15 protein-coding genes are annotated in these 15,462 nt (G+C 51.7%); 13 read left to right on the top strand and 2 right to left on the bottom strand.

Annotation, left to right across the window (positions count from 1 at the left end; all coding sequences use genetic code 11):
- Positions 1–84 precede the first annotated feature (84 nt).
- Positions 85–639: a KdsC family phosphatase gene (locus LX87_RS14630; RefSeq protein WP_111628968.1), complete on the top strand. Its 555-nt coding sequence runs from the start codon at positions 85–87 to the stop codon at positions 637–639.
- A gap of 60 nt (positions 640–699) precedes the next feature.
- Here LX87_RS14630 and LX87_RS14625 read toward each other — a convergent pair whose 3' ends face one another.
- Positions 700–1,416, bottom strand: a complete 717-nt coding sequence (locus LX87_RS14625; protein WP_111628967.1) for a LexA family transcriptional regulator — start codon at positions 1,414–1,416, stop codon at positions 700–702.
- Positions 1,417–1,582: 166 nt separating this feature from the next.
- Here LX87_RS14625 and LX87_RS14620 point away from each other — a divergent pair, with 166 nt between their 5' ends.
- The 11 genes from LX87_RS14620 to ftsZ all read left to right on the top strand — a co-directional run bounded on the left by LX87_RS14620 (position 1,583) and on the right by ftsZ (position 13,978).
- The gene (locus LX87_RS14620) at positions 1,583–2,812 is read left to right on the top strand and encodes a DNA polymerase Y family protein (protein WP_229310664.1); all 1,230 of its coding nucleotides are present in this window, start codon (positions 1,583–1,585) and stop codon (positions 2,810–2,812) included.
- A gap of 174 nt (positions 2,813–2,986) precedes the next feature.
- On the top strand, positions 2,987–3,553 hold the full coding sequence (locus LX87_RS14615) for a thioredoxin family protein (protein WP_111628965.1): 567 nt from the start codon (positions 2,987–2,989) through the stop codon (positions 3,551–3,553).
- A 210-nt stretch (positions 3,554–3,763) separates the two neighbouring features.
- Positions 3,764–4,546 carry a transglutaminase family protein gene (locus tag LX87_RS14610; RefSeq protein ID WP_111628964.1) on the top strand — a complete coding sequence of 261 codons (783 nt, stop codon included), beginning with the start codon at positions 3,764–3,766 and terminating at the stop codon, positions 4,544–4,546.
- A gap of 112 nt (positions 4,547–4,658) precedes the next feature.
- The gene (mscL, locus tag LX87_RS14605) at positions 4,659–4,991 is read left to right on the top strand and encodes a large-conductance mechanosensitive channel protein MscL (protein WP_111628963.1); all 333 of its coding nucleotides are present in this window, start codon (positions 4,659–4,661) and stop codon (positions 4,989–4,991) included.
- 131 nt (positions 4,992–5,122) lie between these two features.
- Positions 5,123–6,475, top strand: a complete 1,353-nt coding sequence (gene murD / locus LX87_RS14600; protein ID WP_111628962.1) for a UDP-N-acetylmuramoyl-L-alanine--D-glutamate ligase — start codon at positions 5,123–5,125, stop codon at positions 6,473–6,475.
- Between the two features lie 56 nt (positions 6,476–6,531).
- Entirely contained in the window at positions 6,532–7,686 is a 1,155-nt protein-coding gene (locus LX87_RS14595) for an FtsW/RodA/SpoVE family cell cycle protein (protein ID WP_211325314.1), read from the top strand.
- Between the two features lie 45 nt (positions 7,687–7,731).
- Positions 7,732–8,829, top strand: coding sequence for an undecaprenyldiphospho-muramoylpentapeptide beta-N-acetylglucosaminyltransferase (murG, locus tag LX87_RS14590; protein WP_111628961.1), 1,098 nt, complete (start codon positions 7,732–7,734; stop codon positions 8,827–8,829).
- A 42-nt stretch (positions 8,830–8,871) separates the two neighbouring features.
- On the top strand, positions 8,872–10,260 hold the full coding sequence (gene murC, locus LX87_RS14585) for a UDP-N-acetylmuramate--L-alanine ligase (protein WP_111628960.1): 1,389 nt from the start codon (positions 8,872–8,874) through the stop codon (positions 10,258–10,260).
- 44 nt (positions 10,261–10,304) lie between these two features.
- The gene (locus LX87_RS14580; RefSeq protein ID WP_229310663.1) at positions 10,305–11,069 is read left to right on the top strand and encodes a cell division protein FtsQ/DivIB; all 765 of its coding nucleotides are present in this window, start codon (positions 10,305–10,307) and stop codon (positions 11,067–11,069) included.
- A complete protein-coding gene (ftsA, locus tag LX87_RS14575; RefSeq protein ID WP_111628958.1) occupies positions 11,066–12,469 on the top strand; it encodes a cell division protein FtsA in 1,404 nt (467 codons plus the stop codon). The genes LX87_RS14580 and ftsA overlap by 4 nt, the downstream gene beginning before the upstream one ends.
- An 84-nt stretch (positions 12,470–12,553) precedes the next feature.
- Positions 12,554–13,978 carry a cell division protein FtsZ gene (ftsZ, locus tag LX87_RS14570; RefSeq protein WP_111628957.1) on the top strand — a complete coding sequence of 475 codons (1,425 nt, stop codon included), beginning with the start codon at positions 12,554–12,556 and terminating at the stop codon, positions 13,976–13,978.
- A gap of 78 nt (positions 13,979–14,056) precedes the next feature.
- On the opposite strand, the gene LX87_RS14565 is transcribed toward ftsZ, so the two are convergent.
- Positions 14,057–14,617: an NADPH-dependent FMN reductase gene (locus LX87_RS14565; protein WP_111628956.1), complete on the bottom strand. Its 561-nt coding sequence runs from the start codon at positions 14,615–14,617 to the stop codon at positions 14,057–14,059.
- A gap of 77 nt (positions 14,618–14,694) precedes the next feature.
- Here LX87_RS14565 and LX87_RS14560 point away from each other — a divergent pair, with 77 nt between their 5' ends.
- Entirely contained in the window at positions 14,695–15,393 is a 699-nt protein-coding gene (locus LX87_RS14560) for a DNA alkylation repair protein (RefSeq protein WP_111628955.1), read from the top strand.
- Positions 15,394–15,462 lie beyond the last annotated feature (69 nt).

Raw genomic sequence — 15,462 nt, 5'->3', positions numbered from 1 at the left:
ATCCTTGACCGACGTTAAAACTAGGAGAAAATTAGGCCAAACGGAAATTTAGCCCGTATTTTAGCCAAAACGAGCAAGGAGCGTATGCGTACATTACAGGAGCGATTCGGGAAGATAACCACGTTTATTTTCGATGTCGACGGCGTTATGACCGACGGCAGTGTCAACGCGCTGGAATCGGGCGAACAATTCCGGACGTTCAACATTCGGGACGGTTATGCCATCGAGCGGGCCGTGCATTCGGGCTACCGGGTGGCGGTGTTGTCGGCGGGTAATCAGGTGGGCGTTCGGAAACGGCTGGAGTTTCTGAAAATCAAAGATATTTTCATGGGCGGGCCGACGGAGCAGAAGCTTCATGCCTACCTTGGTTACCTGAATCGTGAGCAGATCAACGAAGCGGAAGTGCTGTATATGGGCGATGATATTCCGGATTTTCAGATTCTGTCCCGACCGGATCTGCTCAGTGCATGCCCGGCCGATGCTGCCGATGAAATCAGAGCCGTATGCGACTATGTGTCACCGGTTGCGGGTGGGCGCGGGGCCGTTCGGGATTTGATTGAACAGGTAATGAAGGCGCAGAATAAATGGCTTTCGTGGCTAACCACCGATGAACCGTTTGAAATAAAAAACGAGCGGTAGCCTTATAAAAAAGCGGGTTGGACCTTATTCCAACCCGCTTTTTTATGAAATCTGAAATCGTTACTCCACCGGCGAATCGATTACCCGGACAATTTTCCAGATACCGCGAATGTCTTTCAGTGGAACCGTCACGCTACCGCCGTTGGGGTTGTCGGAGTGCAGCGTTAACCGTTGTTTGGTCAGCAGTTCGTTGTCTTTGATGCGTTTAACGACAAAAAAGTCCCGGTAAATTACCGCGTAAATACCGCCCGACTGGTATTCCCAATTATTGGGGTCAACCAGCACCGCCAAGACTTTCGCGCCGTTGGCCAGTTGCGGGGTCATGCTATTACCGGAAATTTCGATAATGACCGGATTTTTGTAATTCCCGATCATGTGAACCGGAACGCGGTACGTTTCCATCTGGGCCATACTGATTCCTTCGGTATAGGTTTCAATAAAGCTGGCGTAGAAACGCGTCGGTACGAACGGAAGGTCGGTATACCGCACCTCCAGTTCAATAATCTTTCCATTTTGCTCCGGCTCGTCGATCACGGGTTTTTGGCCCCGCAACAGAAAGTCGGCCCGTACCTGCGGATATTGCTCCAGAAGCCGCATGATGGTGTCATACGACGGTTTGGCGCGCCCGTTCAGGATGTTGTAAAATTTCGATGAGTTCTCACCCAGGTCTTTAGCGGCCTGGTAGATGCTGATTTCCAGGGCGTCGAACACCTGCCGCAGCCGTTCCTGAATCGGTTCTAGACCCTCCTCAAACGATTTTCCCGGTTCGCTAAACATGATATACTTGTTGACTGTTATAATATAAGTATTATATATTGTGATCAAATTTACTAAATAAAACAACAAATCCGATGAAACCTGCCAGAATAATATTATATGCTAGCTAAATCATAAAATGAAGCGGATAGGGCAATATACAAAGCCAACGGTTTTGTTCGTTGACATGAATAGCTTTTTTGCCAGTTGTGAGCAACAGGTCAACTTTTACCTGCGCGACCGGCCGGTTGCGGTCTGTGTCTATACCGGTAAGCAGGGGTGTGTGATTGCTCCGTCCGTTGAGGCCAAAAGGCTCGGAGTAAAACTGGGGATGCGGCTGGATGAGGCCATGCAGCTTTGTCCGGGATTGGTGCCGGTGGAGATCAACTCCAAACGCTACCGGGAATTTCACGTCGCGATTATTGATGTCCTGCGGCAGTTTACGCCCGATGTGTTTCCCAAAAGCATCGACGAAGCCGTGGTTGACCTAACCCGCTGTCAGCTCATGTATAAGGATGTCTGGCAGGTGGCGCTCCAGATCAAAAGCGATATCCGGACGAAAGTGGGCGACTGGCTGCGGTGTTCCATCGGCATTGCGCCCAACGCGTTTCTGGCCAAACTGGGTTCCGACCTCCACAAACCCGATGGTCTGGTGATGATTACGCCCGAAACCATCGACGATGTACTGAAAGATCTGCACCTAACCGACCTGCCCGGCATTGGTCAGCGGATGGCCAAACGGTTGCAGGACCAGGGCATCCTGACGCCCCTGAATCTGCGGTATGCGTCGCCGGAGCGGCTGCGGGCGGTTTGCAAAAGCATTATTGGCTGGCACTGGCATTTGCGGCTGAACTTCGGGGGCGAGGTGGATCTGGAAACTAGTGCTTACAAGAGTATGCAGGCCATGCGGACCGTTTCGGCCAGCCAGCGGCAGTCGCCGGAGCAACTGGATGAACTGCTGCAATCGCTCTGTCTGACGCTCGAACGCCGGATGATGAAGCAGGATGTTTTCTGTCAGGAAGTAACATTTTCCTGCCGGTATCACGACAGTAGGAATTACGGCGATGAAATCAAACTGCCGGAGCCCAGGCAGGACGGCATGGAACTGTATAACCTGATCCGGCAGCGCTTTGAACGGTTTCAGCACGTCAACCGGTGCGAACCAATCCTGAACCGGTCCATCCGGAGCATGAGCGTCAGTGTGTTTCGGTTCATACCGGCCCAACTGGTTCCATTTAGCTTGTTTGAAGACAATACCCGCAAAAACACGCTCCGGAAAGCCGTCTACGAAGTCAAAGCGAAATTCGGAAGCGACAAGCTGATGCGGGCCACTGAACTGCGCGATAATCCGGTTTTCCGGGATGTCATCGGTTTTGGCTCCATTAAAGACCTGCACGACGACCAAAATCCGTTCTGAATGCGTTAATTTGATAGGATCGCTCTATTTTAGAGCCAATCTTGTTACCCTGATAGAATTTATAAGTCAAAATAAGGCCATGAACCTGCGGGTATGGCATATTGTTAATTCGTTACTGTTCGTTATTCAATCGGTAAGGCGACTCCAGACGGTTTCGCGTAAATCATTAAACGTATGAATAAGCCATTCTCCCTGATCCTCACGTTTTTGCTGGTGGCTGTCACGCTGGTTGCCTTCCGACCCCGGCCCGAAGCCGTTAAGGAAGAAGCCAAAATCAAGTGGCTCACGATTGAAGAAGCCTTTGCGCTGAACCAGAAGAACCCTAAAAAGATTTTCATTGACGTGTATACCGACTGGTGTGGCTGGTGTAAAGTCATGGACCGCGAAACCTTCAGCAATCCTTCCGTAGCCGATTACATCAATAAGAATTATTACGCCGTCAAGCTCAACGCCGAACAGAAAGAGGACATCGTTCTCGGAAAAGATAAATTTGTGTACGTGGCGCAGGGCAACCGGGGGTATCATCAGTTGGCAGCGGCCCTGTTGCAGAACCAGCTTAGCTACCCCACGGTGGTGTTTATGAACGAGAAGTTTCAGGCAATTCAGCCCGTTCCCGGTTTTATGAAGCCGCCGGTTTTTCACCAGATCATTACGTTCATCGGTGGTGATCATTACAAATCTGAACCCTTCGAACAGTTTAAGACGACAACGTATACTAAGAAATATTCGGTAAAATTATAACCAGAGCTGCTGGCAACGGCGCACAAGAACCGTCTGGATACCGTCAAAAAGCGGAAATCCGACGGTTTTTTTATGGCCCGCTACGTTCCTGTATGTTTTGTGGCAAGCTGCGCCAACAATTCCGGAAGCCTTTGGTTTAAAGAAGTTAGATCGTGCTAAGCTGGCCATTCGCCTGCCCAACCTTAAATCATTCCCTTTTTTTATTCACGTATGAAGCTTTTTGCTGGCTGTGAACTCATTTACGACGTTCCGGCCCCGGCACCTGTTGTGCTGATGTTACGCCCCCGCTCCGGCGCCGGGCAGTGGATTATCTCCGAAGAATATGAAATTGAACCCCATACGCCGGTTGTCGAATACACCGATACCTATGGTAATCTCTGCCAGCGGCTTGTGGCCCCGGCTGGACCGTTCAAAATCAGGATTTCGTTAACCGCCGAAACCGCTGACGCAATCGACGTAGCACCCGGGGCTCCGTATGTTCCGGTACAGGACTTGCCCGACGATACGTTGCAGTTTCTGCTGCCGAGCCGATACTGCCAGTCGGACCGGCTGGGGCCTCAGGCTCTGGATATTACGGCAGGCGCTATACCCGGCTACGACCAGGTGGAAGCCATCCGAAGCTGGATTCAGGCCCACATTACGTATCAATACGGTACGAGCGATGCGACCACCTCCGCCGTTGATACCGCCGAGAAGCGAATGGGAGTTTGCCGTGATTTTGCGCACCTGGGCATCGCACTCTGCCGAAGCATGAGCATTCCCGCCCGGATGGTGGTCGGGTATCTGTACCAACTCGATCCGATGGATCTTCATGCCTGGTTTGAGGCTTTTATTGATGGACGGTGGTATACCTTCGATGCCACCCAGAAAGAACCACGCGGTAACCGGATTGTGGTCGCCTATGGTCGCGATGCCGCCGACGTGGCCCTGGCCACCCAATACGGCCCGATGACCCTACAGGGGATGAGGGTTTGGGTAGAGGAGAAGAAATAGGCTTCGGTTTGCAGAAAAATGGAAGGGCGTATAAGGCTGTTATTTATTTTGTGAATAAATTTGACAAAATAGTTACATTTTATAACTTCCCGCGAATCAAACCGTAACTGCCATGCTGCGAGAGTTTAGAATCTTTATTGCCCAGGGTAACGTCCTTGATCTGGCCGTGGGTGTAATCATCGGTGCTGCTTTCGGAAAAATTACGACTTCACTGGTTGAAGACATTATCAATCCGATTCTGGGTATATTAACCGGTGGAATCGATTTCAGCGATTTGAAGATCGTTCTGAGAGAAGCCGTCGGCAATACCCCGGAAGTGGCCATTCGATACGGTAATTTCCTCAATATTGTGATTCAATTTATAATTATTGCCTGGGTCGTGTTTCTTATTGTGAAGGCAGCCAACCGATTACGCGTATCGACATCGCTGGAAAAAAAAGAGTGACCTTTCCGCTGTACCCACCCATTCCACCCCGCTCATGAGCGGGGTTTGTTTTTATTCTCAAAAAGATTGCCCGGGGAACGGACAGACTACGGCGAAACCTCTATTTTTGTTTCTGGTTTGCATATAACGATATGGAAGTTAAAATGCCGTTGATGGTCATTTTGGGCGGTGGAGAAAGTGGCGTTGGGGCCGCGTTGCTCGCAAAAGCAAAGGGATACACCGTTTTTCTGTCCGACAGGGGTCTTTTGCAGGAAACCTACCGGAATATGTTGCTTCAGCACGGTATTCCGTTTGAAGAGGGACAACATACCGAAGAACAGATTCTTCAGGCTCAGGAAGTGGTCAAAAGTCCCGGTATTCCCGAAAAAGCCGCTATTATTCAGAAGCTGCGGCAAAAAAACATCCCGGTTATTTCGGAAATTGAACTGGCAACCCGGTATACAAACGCCCGATTGATCGGTATTACGGGCAGCAACGGCAAAACCACCACAACCCTCCTGACCTATCACCTGCTGAAAACCGCCGGGTTCAACGTCGGTCTGGCCGGAAATATTGGCGACAGCTTCGCCCGGCAGGTTCTCGAAAATTCATTCGATTTTTATGTGCTGGAACTGAGCAGCTTTCAACTGGACGATATGTACCGCGCCCGGATGAACGTGGCCATCCTGCTCAACATAACGCCCGATCACCTGGATCGCTACGAATACCAGTTTCAGAACTATACGAATTCCAAGTTCCGCATTTTGCAGAACATGACGCCGGATGATACGCTGATCTATTATCAGGAAGATCCGGTGATCAGCAAAGAACTGACTGACCGCCAACCGGCGGTGCAAGTGCGGCCCGTTTCGCTAATCGGCTCCCCGCAGCCCGGTGCTTACCTGAACGACGGTTTGCTGGTTCTGGCCGACGGCCATCAGCCATTCCAGGCGAATATGGCCGAACTGCCCCTGAAAGGCAGACATAATGCCATCAACATGCTGGCTGCCATCTCAGCCGCTCAGGCGGTTGGCGTGGGGCCGGAAGCCCTGCACCGGGGACTGATGACGTTCCAGAATGCTCCGCACCGGCTCGAACCGGCGGGCGAAATCAAGGGCGTTCAGTTTATTAACGACTCCAAAGCAACCAATGTCGATTCGGTCTATTATGCCCTCGAAAGCATGACAACGCCGGTGATCTGGATTGCGGGCGGCCTCGACAAAGGCAATGATTACGGTCAACTGGCTGCGCTGGTGCGCGAAAAAGTAAAAGCCTTAATTTGTCTGGGAAAAGACAATCAGAAGCTGGTTAGCTATTTCGCAGACCGGGTTCCGGCCCTGTTTGAAACGCAGGATGTCAACGAAGCCGTTGCTAAAGGACTCGAATGGGGCAAGCCCGGTGATACGGTTCTGCTCTCTCCGGCCTGCGCCAGTTTTGATCTGTTCCGCAACTACGAAGACCGGGGGAATCGGTTTAAAGAAGCAGTTAAACGAATTATGAATTAAGCGGCCTGGCTGCCTTCAACTTATTACTCTTAATTCTTAACTCTTAATTCATTCCGATGATTATTTCACCGACTGGCTGGTTAAGAAAAAACATCAAGGGCGACTACCATATCTGGGGCGTGGTGCTGTTTTTTTCGATTATGAGTATCGCCGTTGTGTACAGCGCAACCGGTACGATGGCGTACCAGAAGCTGCAATCGACGGAGTATTACCTCTTCAAACACGGTGCGCTGGTGGCGCTGGGACTGGCGTGTATGTGGATTGCTCACCGGTTTAATTACATCTATTACGCCCGGCTTTCACGGTTTGGCATGTGGCTTTCGGTGCCGCTATTGCTGTGGGCCTATTTCAAGGGAACCAACCTCAACGAAGCGTCGCGCTGGATCACGATTCCGCTGATTAACCAGACTTTCCAGCCGTCGGATTTGGCTAAACTGGCCTTAATTTCCAACCTGGCCGCCATGCTCGCCAAACGGCAACACATCAAGCGCGAAGAATACGACCCCAGCATCCTGACCAACATGATTATCTGGATCGGGTTGATCTGTGCCTGTATTGTGCTGAGTAACGCGTCGACGGCGGCTTTGCTGGCGGCAACCTGTTTTTTGCTGATGTACATTGGCCGCGTACCCATGAAGTATCTGGCCGGCATGGTGATTTTCTGCATCATCATGGGCAGCTTTGCCCTGCTGCTCGGCCAGCGGGCCAAAACATCGGGCAGCCGGTTGACCAATTACTGGGAAACCTTCAACGGCAGGCGGCCTCCCGAATTTCAGGTGGAACAATCGTACATCGCTCTGGCGCATGGCGGTATCTACGGACAAGGCCCCGGCAACAGTCACCAGCGGAATTACCTGCCCCATTCTTACTCCGACTTTATTTTTGCCATGATCGTGGAAGAGTACGGTTTGATCGGGGGCGTCGTTATTATCATGGCCTACCTCTACCTGCTCTGGCGGGGGATGCGGGCCATCCGAAAGGCCAACCGGGCTTATGGCGGTCTGCTGTCGGCCGGGCTGACGTTCAGTATCGTTATTCAGGCGATGATTAACATGGCGGTTTCGGTGGGTCTGGTTCCGGTAACGGGCCAGCCGCTGCCGTTGCTGAGTATGGGCGGTACGTCGCTGCTTTTTACGGGAACGGCCATCGGAATTATTATCAGTGTCAGCCGGGGTGAAGCCGACGAAAGTAATTTGATGAAAACAGCCTGATTCATGATCTGTTAACGGGCCGTTTCATCACAATCGTAATTCTATATGCCAAAACGCGTTATCATCAGTGGCGGTGGAACCGGCGGACACATCTATCCGGCGATTGCCATTGCCAATGAGTTGAAAACCATCGATCCAACCGTTGAAATCCTGTTTGTAGGGGCGGAGGGGAAGATGGAAATGGAAAAAGTGCCCCGGGCCGGTTACCAGATCATTGGGCTACCGGTGGTGGGTATCAAGCGCCAGTTAACGGCCGAAAACCTGGCTTTTCCGTTCAAGCTTGGCCGGAGTTTCTGGCGAGCCCGGCAGGTTGTCCGTGATTTCAGACCGGATGTGGCCGTGGGCGTAGGTGGCTATGCCAGTGGCCCGGTTTTGCTGGCGGCTTCGTTAAAAGGCATTCCCACGCTGATTCAGGAACAAAACTCCTACGCCGGTCTGACCAATAAACTGTTGTCGCGCCGGGCCCGGACCATTTGTGTGGCCTACCCCGGTATGGACGCGTTTTTTCCCGAAGAAAAACTCACCTTGACCGGCAATCCTGTCCGCACGGATATTATGCAGGCCGGTATGAAACGGACCGAAGGACTCTCGTTTTTTCAACTGGAACCGGAGCGCAAAACGCTGCTCATTATTGGCGGAAGCCAGGGTGCCCGAACCATCAACGAAAGTGTCGAGAAAGACCTGAACTTGCTGATCGAATCCGGTTATCAGGTCGTGTGGCAAACCGGTACGGCATTTATCGAGCGGGCTCGCCAGGCCATTGCTGATGCGGGAACCGATCGGATCAAAGCCTTTGATTTTATTTACGAGATGGATCTGGCCTATGCGGCTGCCGATGTGGTGGTTTCGCGGGCGGGCGCGCTCTCGATCTCCGAACTTTGCCTGGTGGCAAAACCCGCCATTCTGGTACCGTTGCCGACGGCGGCCGAAGACCATCAGACGAAAAACGCGCTGAGTCTGGTGAACCGAAATGCGGCCTTGCTGGTCAAAGACCGTGACGCTTCGACGGAGTTGGTTCCGGCAGCTTTGCGGCTTTTGGCAGATGCCGGGCAGCAGGTTGCGCTCAGTCAAAATATCAGCGGTCTGGCCCGGCCCAAAGCCGCCCGCGAAATTGCAGAAGAAGTATTGAGATTGATAAAATAAGAAAAAGCCGATCAAGGAATTGGCTTCTCTTTTTGTAAAAAAATGACTTTAGACAACATTCGTTACGTTTATTTCCTGGGAATTGGTGGAATCGGTATGAGTGCACTGGCGCGCTGGTTTCTGGTGAACGGCTATGAAGTGGCCGGTTACGACAAAACGTCCACACCCCTGACCGACACGCTGCAACAGGAGGGCATGGCTATCCATTTTGTGGAAGATGTCGAACAGATTCCGGCTCACTTTCGGGAAAACCCTTCCGAAACGCTGGTCATCTACACGCCCGCCGTCCCGAAAAACCACCCGGAATACATTTACCTGACCGAACAGGGATTTACGCTGCAAAAACGCTCGCAGGTGCTGGGCTTACTGGCCGGTCGGATGACGACCGTGGCCGTTGCCGGAACGCACGGCAAAACCACCACCTCGTCGATGGTAGCCCATATTCTAAAAGATTCCGGGGTGAACTGCGCGGCTTTTCTGGGCGGGATTACCCAGAACTACGGCACGAATTTCCTGCTCAACGAACCGACCGATGATCTGTCGAAAGTCATTTGTGTGGTGGAAGCCGACGAATTTGACCGCTCGTTTCTGACCTTGTTTCCGCAGGTTGCCATTGTTACCTCAACCGATGCCGACCACCTCGATATTTACGGGAATCATGACTCCGTGCTGACGTCTTTTCGGGCATTTGTCGGACAAATTAAGCCGGGCGGGGCGCTTTTCATGAAAAAAGGGCTGGCGCTGGCTGATCACACACCGGCCACGGTGTACGACTATTCTCTCAACGAAGGCGCGTACCACAGCCGGAACCTGCGGATTGAGAATGCATGCTTTGTTTTCGATGTTGTTTACCCTGAGGGAGTTATTGAGAATGTAAGCTTGCAGGTGCCGGGTTTTCATAACGTCGAAAATGCCGTTGCGGCTGCGGCTGCTGCCCTTCAGGTGGGCGTTGAACCCGAAGCAATCGGGCGGGCACTCGGAAATTATAAGGGGGTGAAACGTCGCTTTGAATATATACTCAAATCAAAAAACGTTATATTTATCGACGATTATGCCCACCATCCGGCGGAGGTTTCTGCCTTTTTGTCCTCATTGAAAGCACTGTATCCGGAGCGCAGGGTGACGGCGATTTTCCAACCCCACCTTTACAGCCGAACCCGGGATTTTGCCGATGAGTTTGCAGAAAGTCTTTCGCTGGCCGACCGCGTGATCCTGCTCGATATTTACCCGGCGCGGGAGTTACCCATCGAAGGAGTGAGTGCCGATCTGATTTTTAAATCGATTCAGTCTGAAAGCAAAATTCAGTGTACGAAAGCCGAATTGCCCGACATTCTGCGCAACGATCCGCCGGAGCTGGTCGCTACCATCGGTGCGGGCGACATTGATCAGATGATTCCGGTACTGCGGAATTTATTTCAGACCAATCAATAAAAATAAATCTTTTTTAGAGTTAATAAAGACGGATGTTTTCTATTTTGCCCATAAATAGAACCTTCCTGCTAACCGTAGCGGGTTTTGCCGTTTTGGTGGGGCTAATCGCCTTTACCGAGCACCGGCAAACGCATCGGCGGTGCGAAGGGATTGACATCCGGATGGATGAAGTGGACGGCCATCGGTTTCTGAACCGGAACGACGTGATGCGTACACTGACCAACGACGGTGCTGATCCACTGTTGGGCGATCATTACGCCAACATGAATCTGAAGCGGCTGGAAAAACGGCTGGAACGGAACGGTCTGGTAAAGAGCTGTGAACTGTTTCGTGACTTGAAGGGAACGCTCATCGTCGATATTAAACAGCAACGGCCAATAGCCCGGCTGGTGCCCGACGGCGACGATGACAAGTCGGCTTTTGCCGGTTATTACCTGACGGAAGAAGGCCGGTGGTTTCCGCTTTCGATGAATTACACGGCGCGGGTCGTTTTGTTATCCGGTTCATATTTCAGCCAGCGGCAGTCGCTGACCACCGAAAAATACGCGCCGTTGCTGGCGCTATTGAAGCAGATCGAAGTAGATCCGTTCTGGAAAGCGCAGGTGGCTCAGGTGGTCGTCGATAAAAACCGGGAAGTGACACTGATTCCGCAGGTGGGCGACTGCCTGATTGAAATTGGTCAACCGGTTGATCTGGAGATGAAATTTGAGAAAATAAAATTGTTTTACAAACACATCCTGCCCCTGAAAGGCTGGGACCGATACCGGAAGGTAAGTGTACAGTACCGTAACCAGATAGTGTGCGAATGATACCCAAGCAGGAAGAAATTATAGTAGGACTGGACATTGGCAGCACCAAAGTGTGCGCCGTGGCTGGCCGTCTTATCCGCAATAACGATCACGCCCGTTTGGATGTTCTGGGCGTGGGAAAAGCCATCTCGAAAGGAGTTACGAAAGGTTCCGTTGTTAATATTGGTCAAACCGTCGAAGCCATCAACCGTGCCGTTGAAGAAGCCGCCGGGCAAGCCAACATCGATATTCACGTTGTTAATGTCAGCTTTTCGGGGCAGAACATAACGGCCCGTCGGCAGCACGGAAGCATCACGCGTACTTCACCCGGCGATGAGGTGGTGGCCGATGACATCGATCACCTGGTCGGCGATATGTACCGTTCGGTACTGCCTGCCGGTTCGGAAATCGTGCACGTATTACCGATGGATTTTACGGTCGACAGCGAATCCAACATCGACTATCCCGTAGGGCGAATTGGCGTCAAGCTGGAAGCTGATTTTCAGGTCATCACGGCTCAGACGAGTTCGGCTTCGTATACACGGAAGTGTATTCAGCGGGCCCGGTCGGTATCGCCCGGCCGCGAACCGCTGGAAAACGATAAATTTCTGCTGGCGCCCCTGGCATCGGCCCTGGCCGTGTTGACCGAAGAGGAGAAACACGCCGGTGTTGCGCTGGTTGATATTGGGGGCGGCACGACCGAAATTGCTATTTACCACAAAAACGTCCTGCGGCACGTTGCGGTGATCCCGTATGCCGGAAACAGCCTGACTTCGGATCTCGAAATTGGTTGCCGGGTTTTGCCGACGCAGGCTGAACTGCTGAAAACCAAATTCGGTAGTGCTGATCCGAGCGATTTCCGGTTGAATGAGGTGGTGGCCGTACCGAATCTGAGCGGCAGACCGCCGAAAGATATTCTCCTGAAAAACGTCGCGCTGGTTATCGAAGCCCGTCTGAAAGAGATTGCGGCTATGGTACAGGCCGAAATCATTCGGTCCGGTTATCGGGATAAACTGGTTGCGGGCGTTGTTCTGACGGGTGGTACTGCCGCCATTTCGGGTATTGAGCGTATTTTTGAGCGCGTTACGAGCCTGGATGTCCGGATTGGTTTCCCGGATCAACTCGAGCACAACGTCAAAGCCGATCTGGTCAGCGACCCGGCTTTTGCTACGGCGGTTGGGCTGGTTTGGGCCGGTTTCAAACGGCTCGATGACCGGATTCCGCTGCACACGGCGGTCTTGCAACCGTTGACCGGGTATTCTACCAACGGACACGTCAATGTGGGGCAGGCTGCTGGTAAAAGCACGAAAGAACCCGAAAAGAAAAAGGAAAAAGGAGGTGGTTTCCTGGATTGGTTCCGGAAGGTCCTGACTGATGATATTAGTAAAGATCTTGGTCCCGACGACCGGTACAATCAATAAGTCTGTAACTTTGGGAGGTAAACTCCCGGGCCTGCCCGGGAGTTACTGAATAGATATTCATTAGCGCACCAAAAATTAAAAGGTATGCCAGAGGCATTGGAGTACGGCATAAGGTTCGAATTCGCCGACGAGGAAGAAGAACCAATTATTAAAGTAATCGGCGTCGGTGGGGGCGGTAGCAATGCCGTCAACCACATGTTCCGGATGGGCGTTAATGATGTCGATTTTATTGTTTGCAACACCGACCGTCAGGCCCTGACCAACAGCCCCGTTAAAACGAAAATTCAACTGGGGGCGTTGCTGACGTCTGGTCTGGGTGCCGGGACCAACCCGGAAGTAGGTCGTCAGGCGGCTCTGGAAAACGCCGAAGATATCCGGAAAGTCCTGAATGAACCCACCAAAATGGTGTTCATTACGGCCGGTATGGGTGGAGGAACCGGTACGGGTGCGGCCCCGGTTATTGCGCAGATTGCCCGGGAGATGGGCTTGCTAACGATTGCCGTCGTAACGGCTCCGTTCGACTTTGAAGGCATCGAGAAGCTGGACCAGGCCATGCGCGGTATTGATGAGTTGAAAGAATACTGCGATACCGTACTGGTCATTCTGAACGATAAACTGGCGGAAATCTTCGAAGATTTTCCGATGGATCAGGCGTTTGCCAAGGCCGATGATGTACTGGCCAATGCCGTTAAAAGCATTGCCGAAATCATTACCGTGCAAGGCGAAATCAACGTCGATTTCATGGATGTGAAGCGGGTGCTGGAAGGTGCCGGTCAGGCCGTAATGGGTTCTGCCGATGCTGTTGGCGAAACCCGGGCTTTAACGGCTATTCAGGACGCCCTGAACTCACCCCTGCTCAACGACCGCGACATTCGGGGAGCGAAACGGATTCTGCTTACGATGGCTTCCGGGCCGGAGGCTCGTACCACCATGCGCGAATTGCAGGTTATTACGGGTTACATTAAGGAGAAAATTGGAAAGGATAAACAGGCGCATCTGTTTAAATATGGAACCATCAAGGACGAAAAACTGGGTAAAAACCTTCGCGTAACGGTTATTGCGGCTGGCTTCGACCTGCCGGCGGAACGGCCGGATTTTCCGCCTAAAGACTGGTCGCAACGGGCACCCATGAAGGGGCAGGAAGAAGTGCTGGATGACTTTCCGCTTGTTGAGGAGGAAATAAAGCCGGAGATGCAAACGGTGGATGAGGTTGAAAATCCGCTTACGCAGACTTCCGGAGATATCCATGCGCCCGCGCCTGTTCCGGTTTATGACGAAACACCAACGCGTGGTGACTATCCTAACTTCGATGAAGGCTTTCTGGTAGAGGAAAAGCGGGAAGATGATCTGCTGCAAATCCAGAAAATGGTCGAAAGTTTTGTACAGGTTCGCTATTCCGACCGGGAACGGGAATTGGAAACCCCGGCCTTTGCGCGTCAGAAAGTGACATTGTATGAGCTACCACTCCTGAACGAAAAAGACTTTATCCGGAGTCGGCTGAATGATTAAAGCGGGTTTCATTCTTAAGCGCTTTCAACGAAAAAGGAGCTCCAGACGGGCTCCTTTTTCGTTTAGGTCGCGAGTGATTTAAAAATCAATTAGCTGCTGGGCCTGCTGCCGCAACAGCGTGTTATACAAATCGTTGTCCAGCGTACCTTCTTTCCAGTAGTTTCTGATCTGGGCCAGTTTCACGCGCAACGCCAGTGTATTGGAGTTCAGGTAGCTAAAAATGTCGTTTAAATGGCTGAGTGCCAGAGCGCCCCCCTGGTGATTGGCCGAAAGACCAACCAGTGCTATTTTTTTGTTCGCCAGGCCGCTGGGATAGCTCAGGCCGTCGATGAAAGCCTTCAGGACACCGGGGTATGAATTGTTGTACTCGGGAACGATAAACACCATCTTTTTTGCCCGCTCGACCACCTCTTTGTACCGGTTGAATTCAGGATTTTTTCCCGTATTTTCGTACAAAGCCGTCGTTACAAAATCGGGGGGGAGGCCGCTTAGATCGAGAATTTCACCCGATACGCCCAATTGCTGCAAAATACCGTAGTAATAGTCGGCAATGTGACGCGACATCGAATTTTTTCGATTGGTACCGACAATGATGAGGATGGAACTTTCGCTTATCGGTTCGGTAGGGTTTGTATTCATCCGCTTATTATTCGTTCAGCCGAGGTGTTCGGTTGCTTCAATAAACACCCTATGCTAGTTTTAGTTCGAGGACCGCAATGACTTACGAAGACGTTAAAGCCGATTTGCTGGCGCTGGGAGATTCCGAAAAAGCCGTCTTTTTTAAGCGGTTTTTCAAAACGGGTCCGGGGCAATATGGGGAAGGGGATCAATTTCTGGGTATAGCCGTGCCGCCCCAGCGCGTTATTGCCCAAAAGTACGGATTGCTGCCCGTAGACGAAACCGAAAAGCTTGTCCGTGATCCGTTTCATGAATGCCGTCTGACCGGCTTGATTATCTGGACCAGCCAGGCCAAACGCTCGGGCGATCAAAACCGGAAGCTTATTTTTGAATACTATCTTCGGAATAAATCGTTTATTAATAACTGGGACCTGGTGGATACCAGTTGTCCGGAAATTGTCGGGAACTACCTGCTGGATAAAGACCGCAACGTTTTATATGAGCTGGTGCAGACGGATCATCTGTGGTCGCAGCGGATCGCAATGGTGTCAACCCTCGCTTTTATCCGGAAAAACCAGTTTCTGGACACGTTTCAGTTGGCGGAAATGTTACTCACTCACCGGCACGATCTGATACACAAGGCTGTTGGCTGGATGTTGCGGGAGGTGGGAAAGAAAAATCCGGACGCCCTTGAGGAGTTTTTGCATGATCACGCCGGACGGTTTCCGCGCACGGCTTTGCGGTATGCAATTGAGCGGTTTGAACCCGCCCGCCGAAAGTACTATCTCGCACTTTAACCGTGCCAGTTGTTTTCTTATTATCTTTGCCCCCTGCTTTATAAGCAAATTCTTGAATACGAACTGTTA

It is taken from the genome of Larkinella arboricola (genome assembly GCF_003259745.1).
Classification (GTDB): Bacteria; Bacteroidota; Bacteroidia; order Cytophagales; family Spirosomataceae; genus Larkinella; species Larkinella arboricola.
This window is presented reverse-complemented; position numbering and strand designations above follow the sequence as displayed.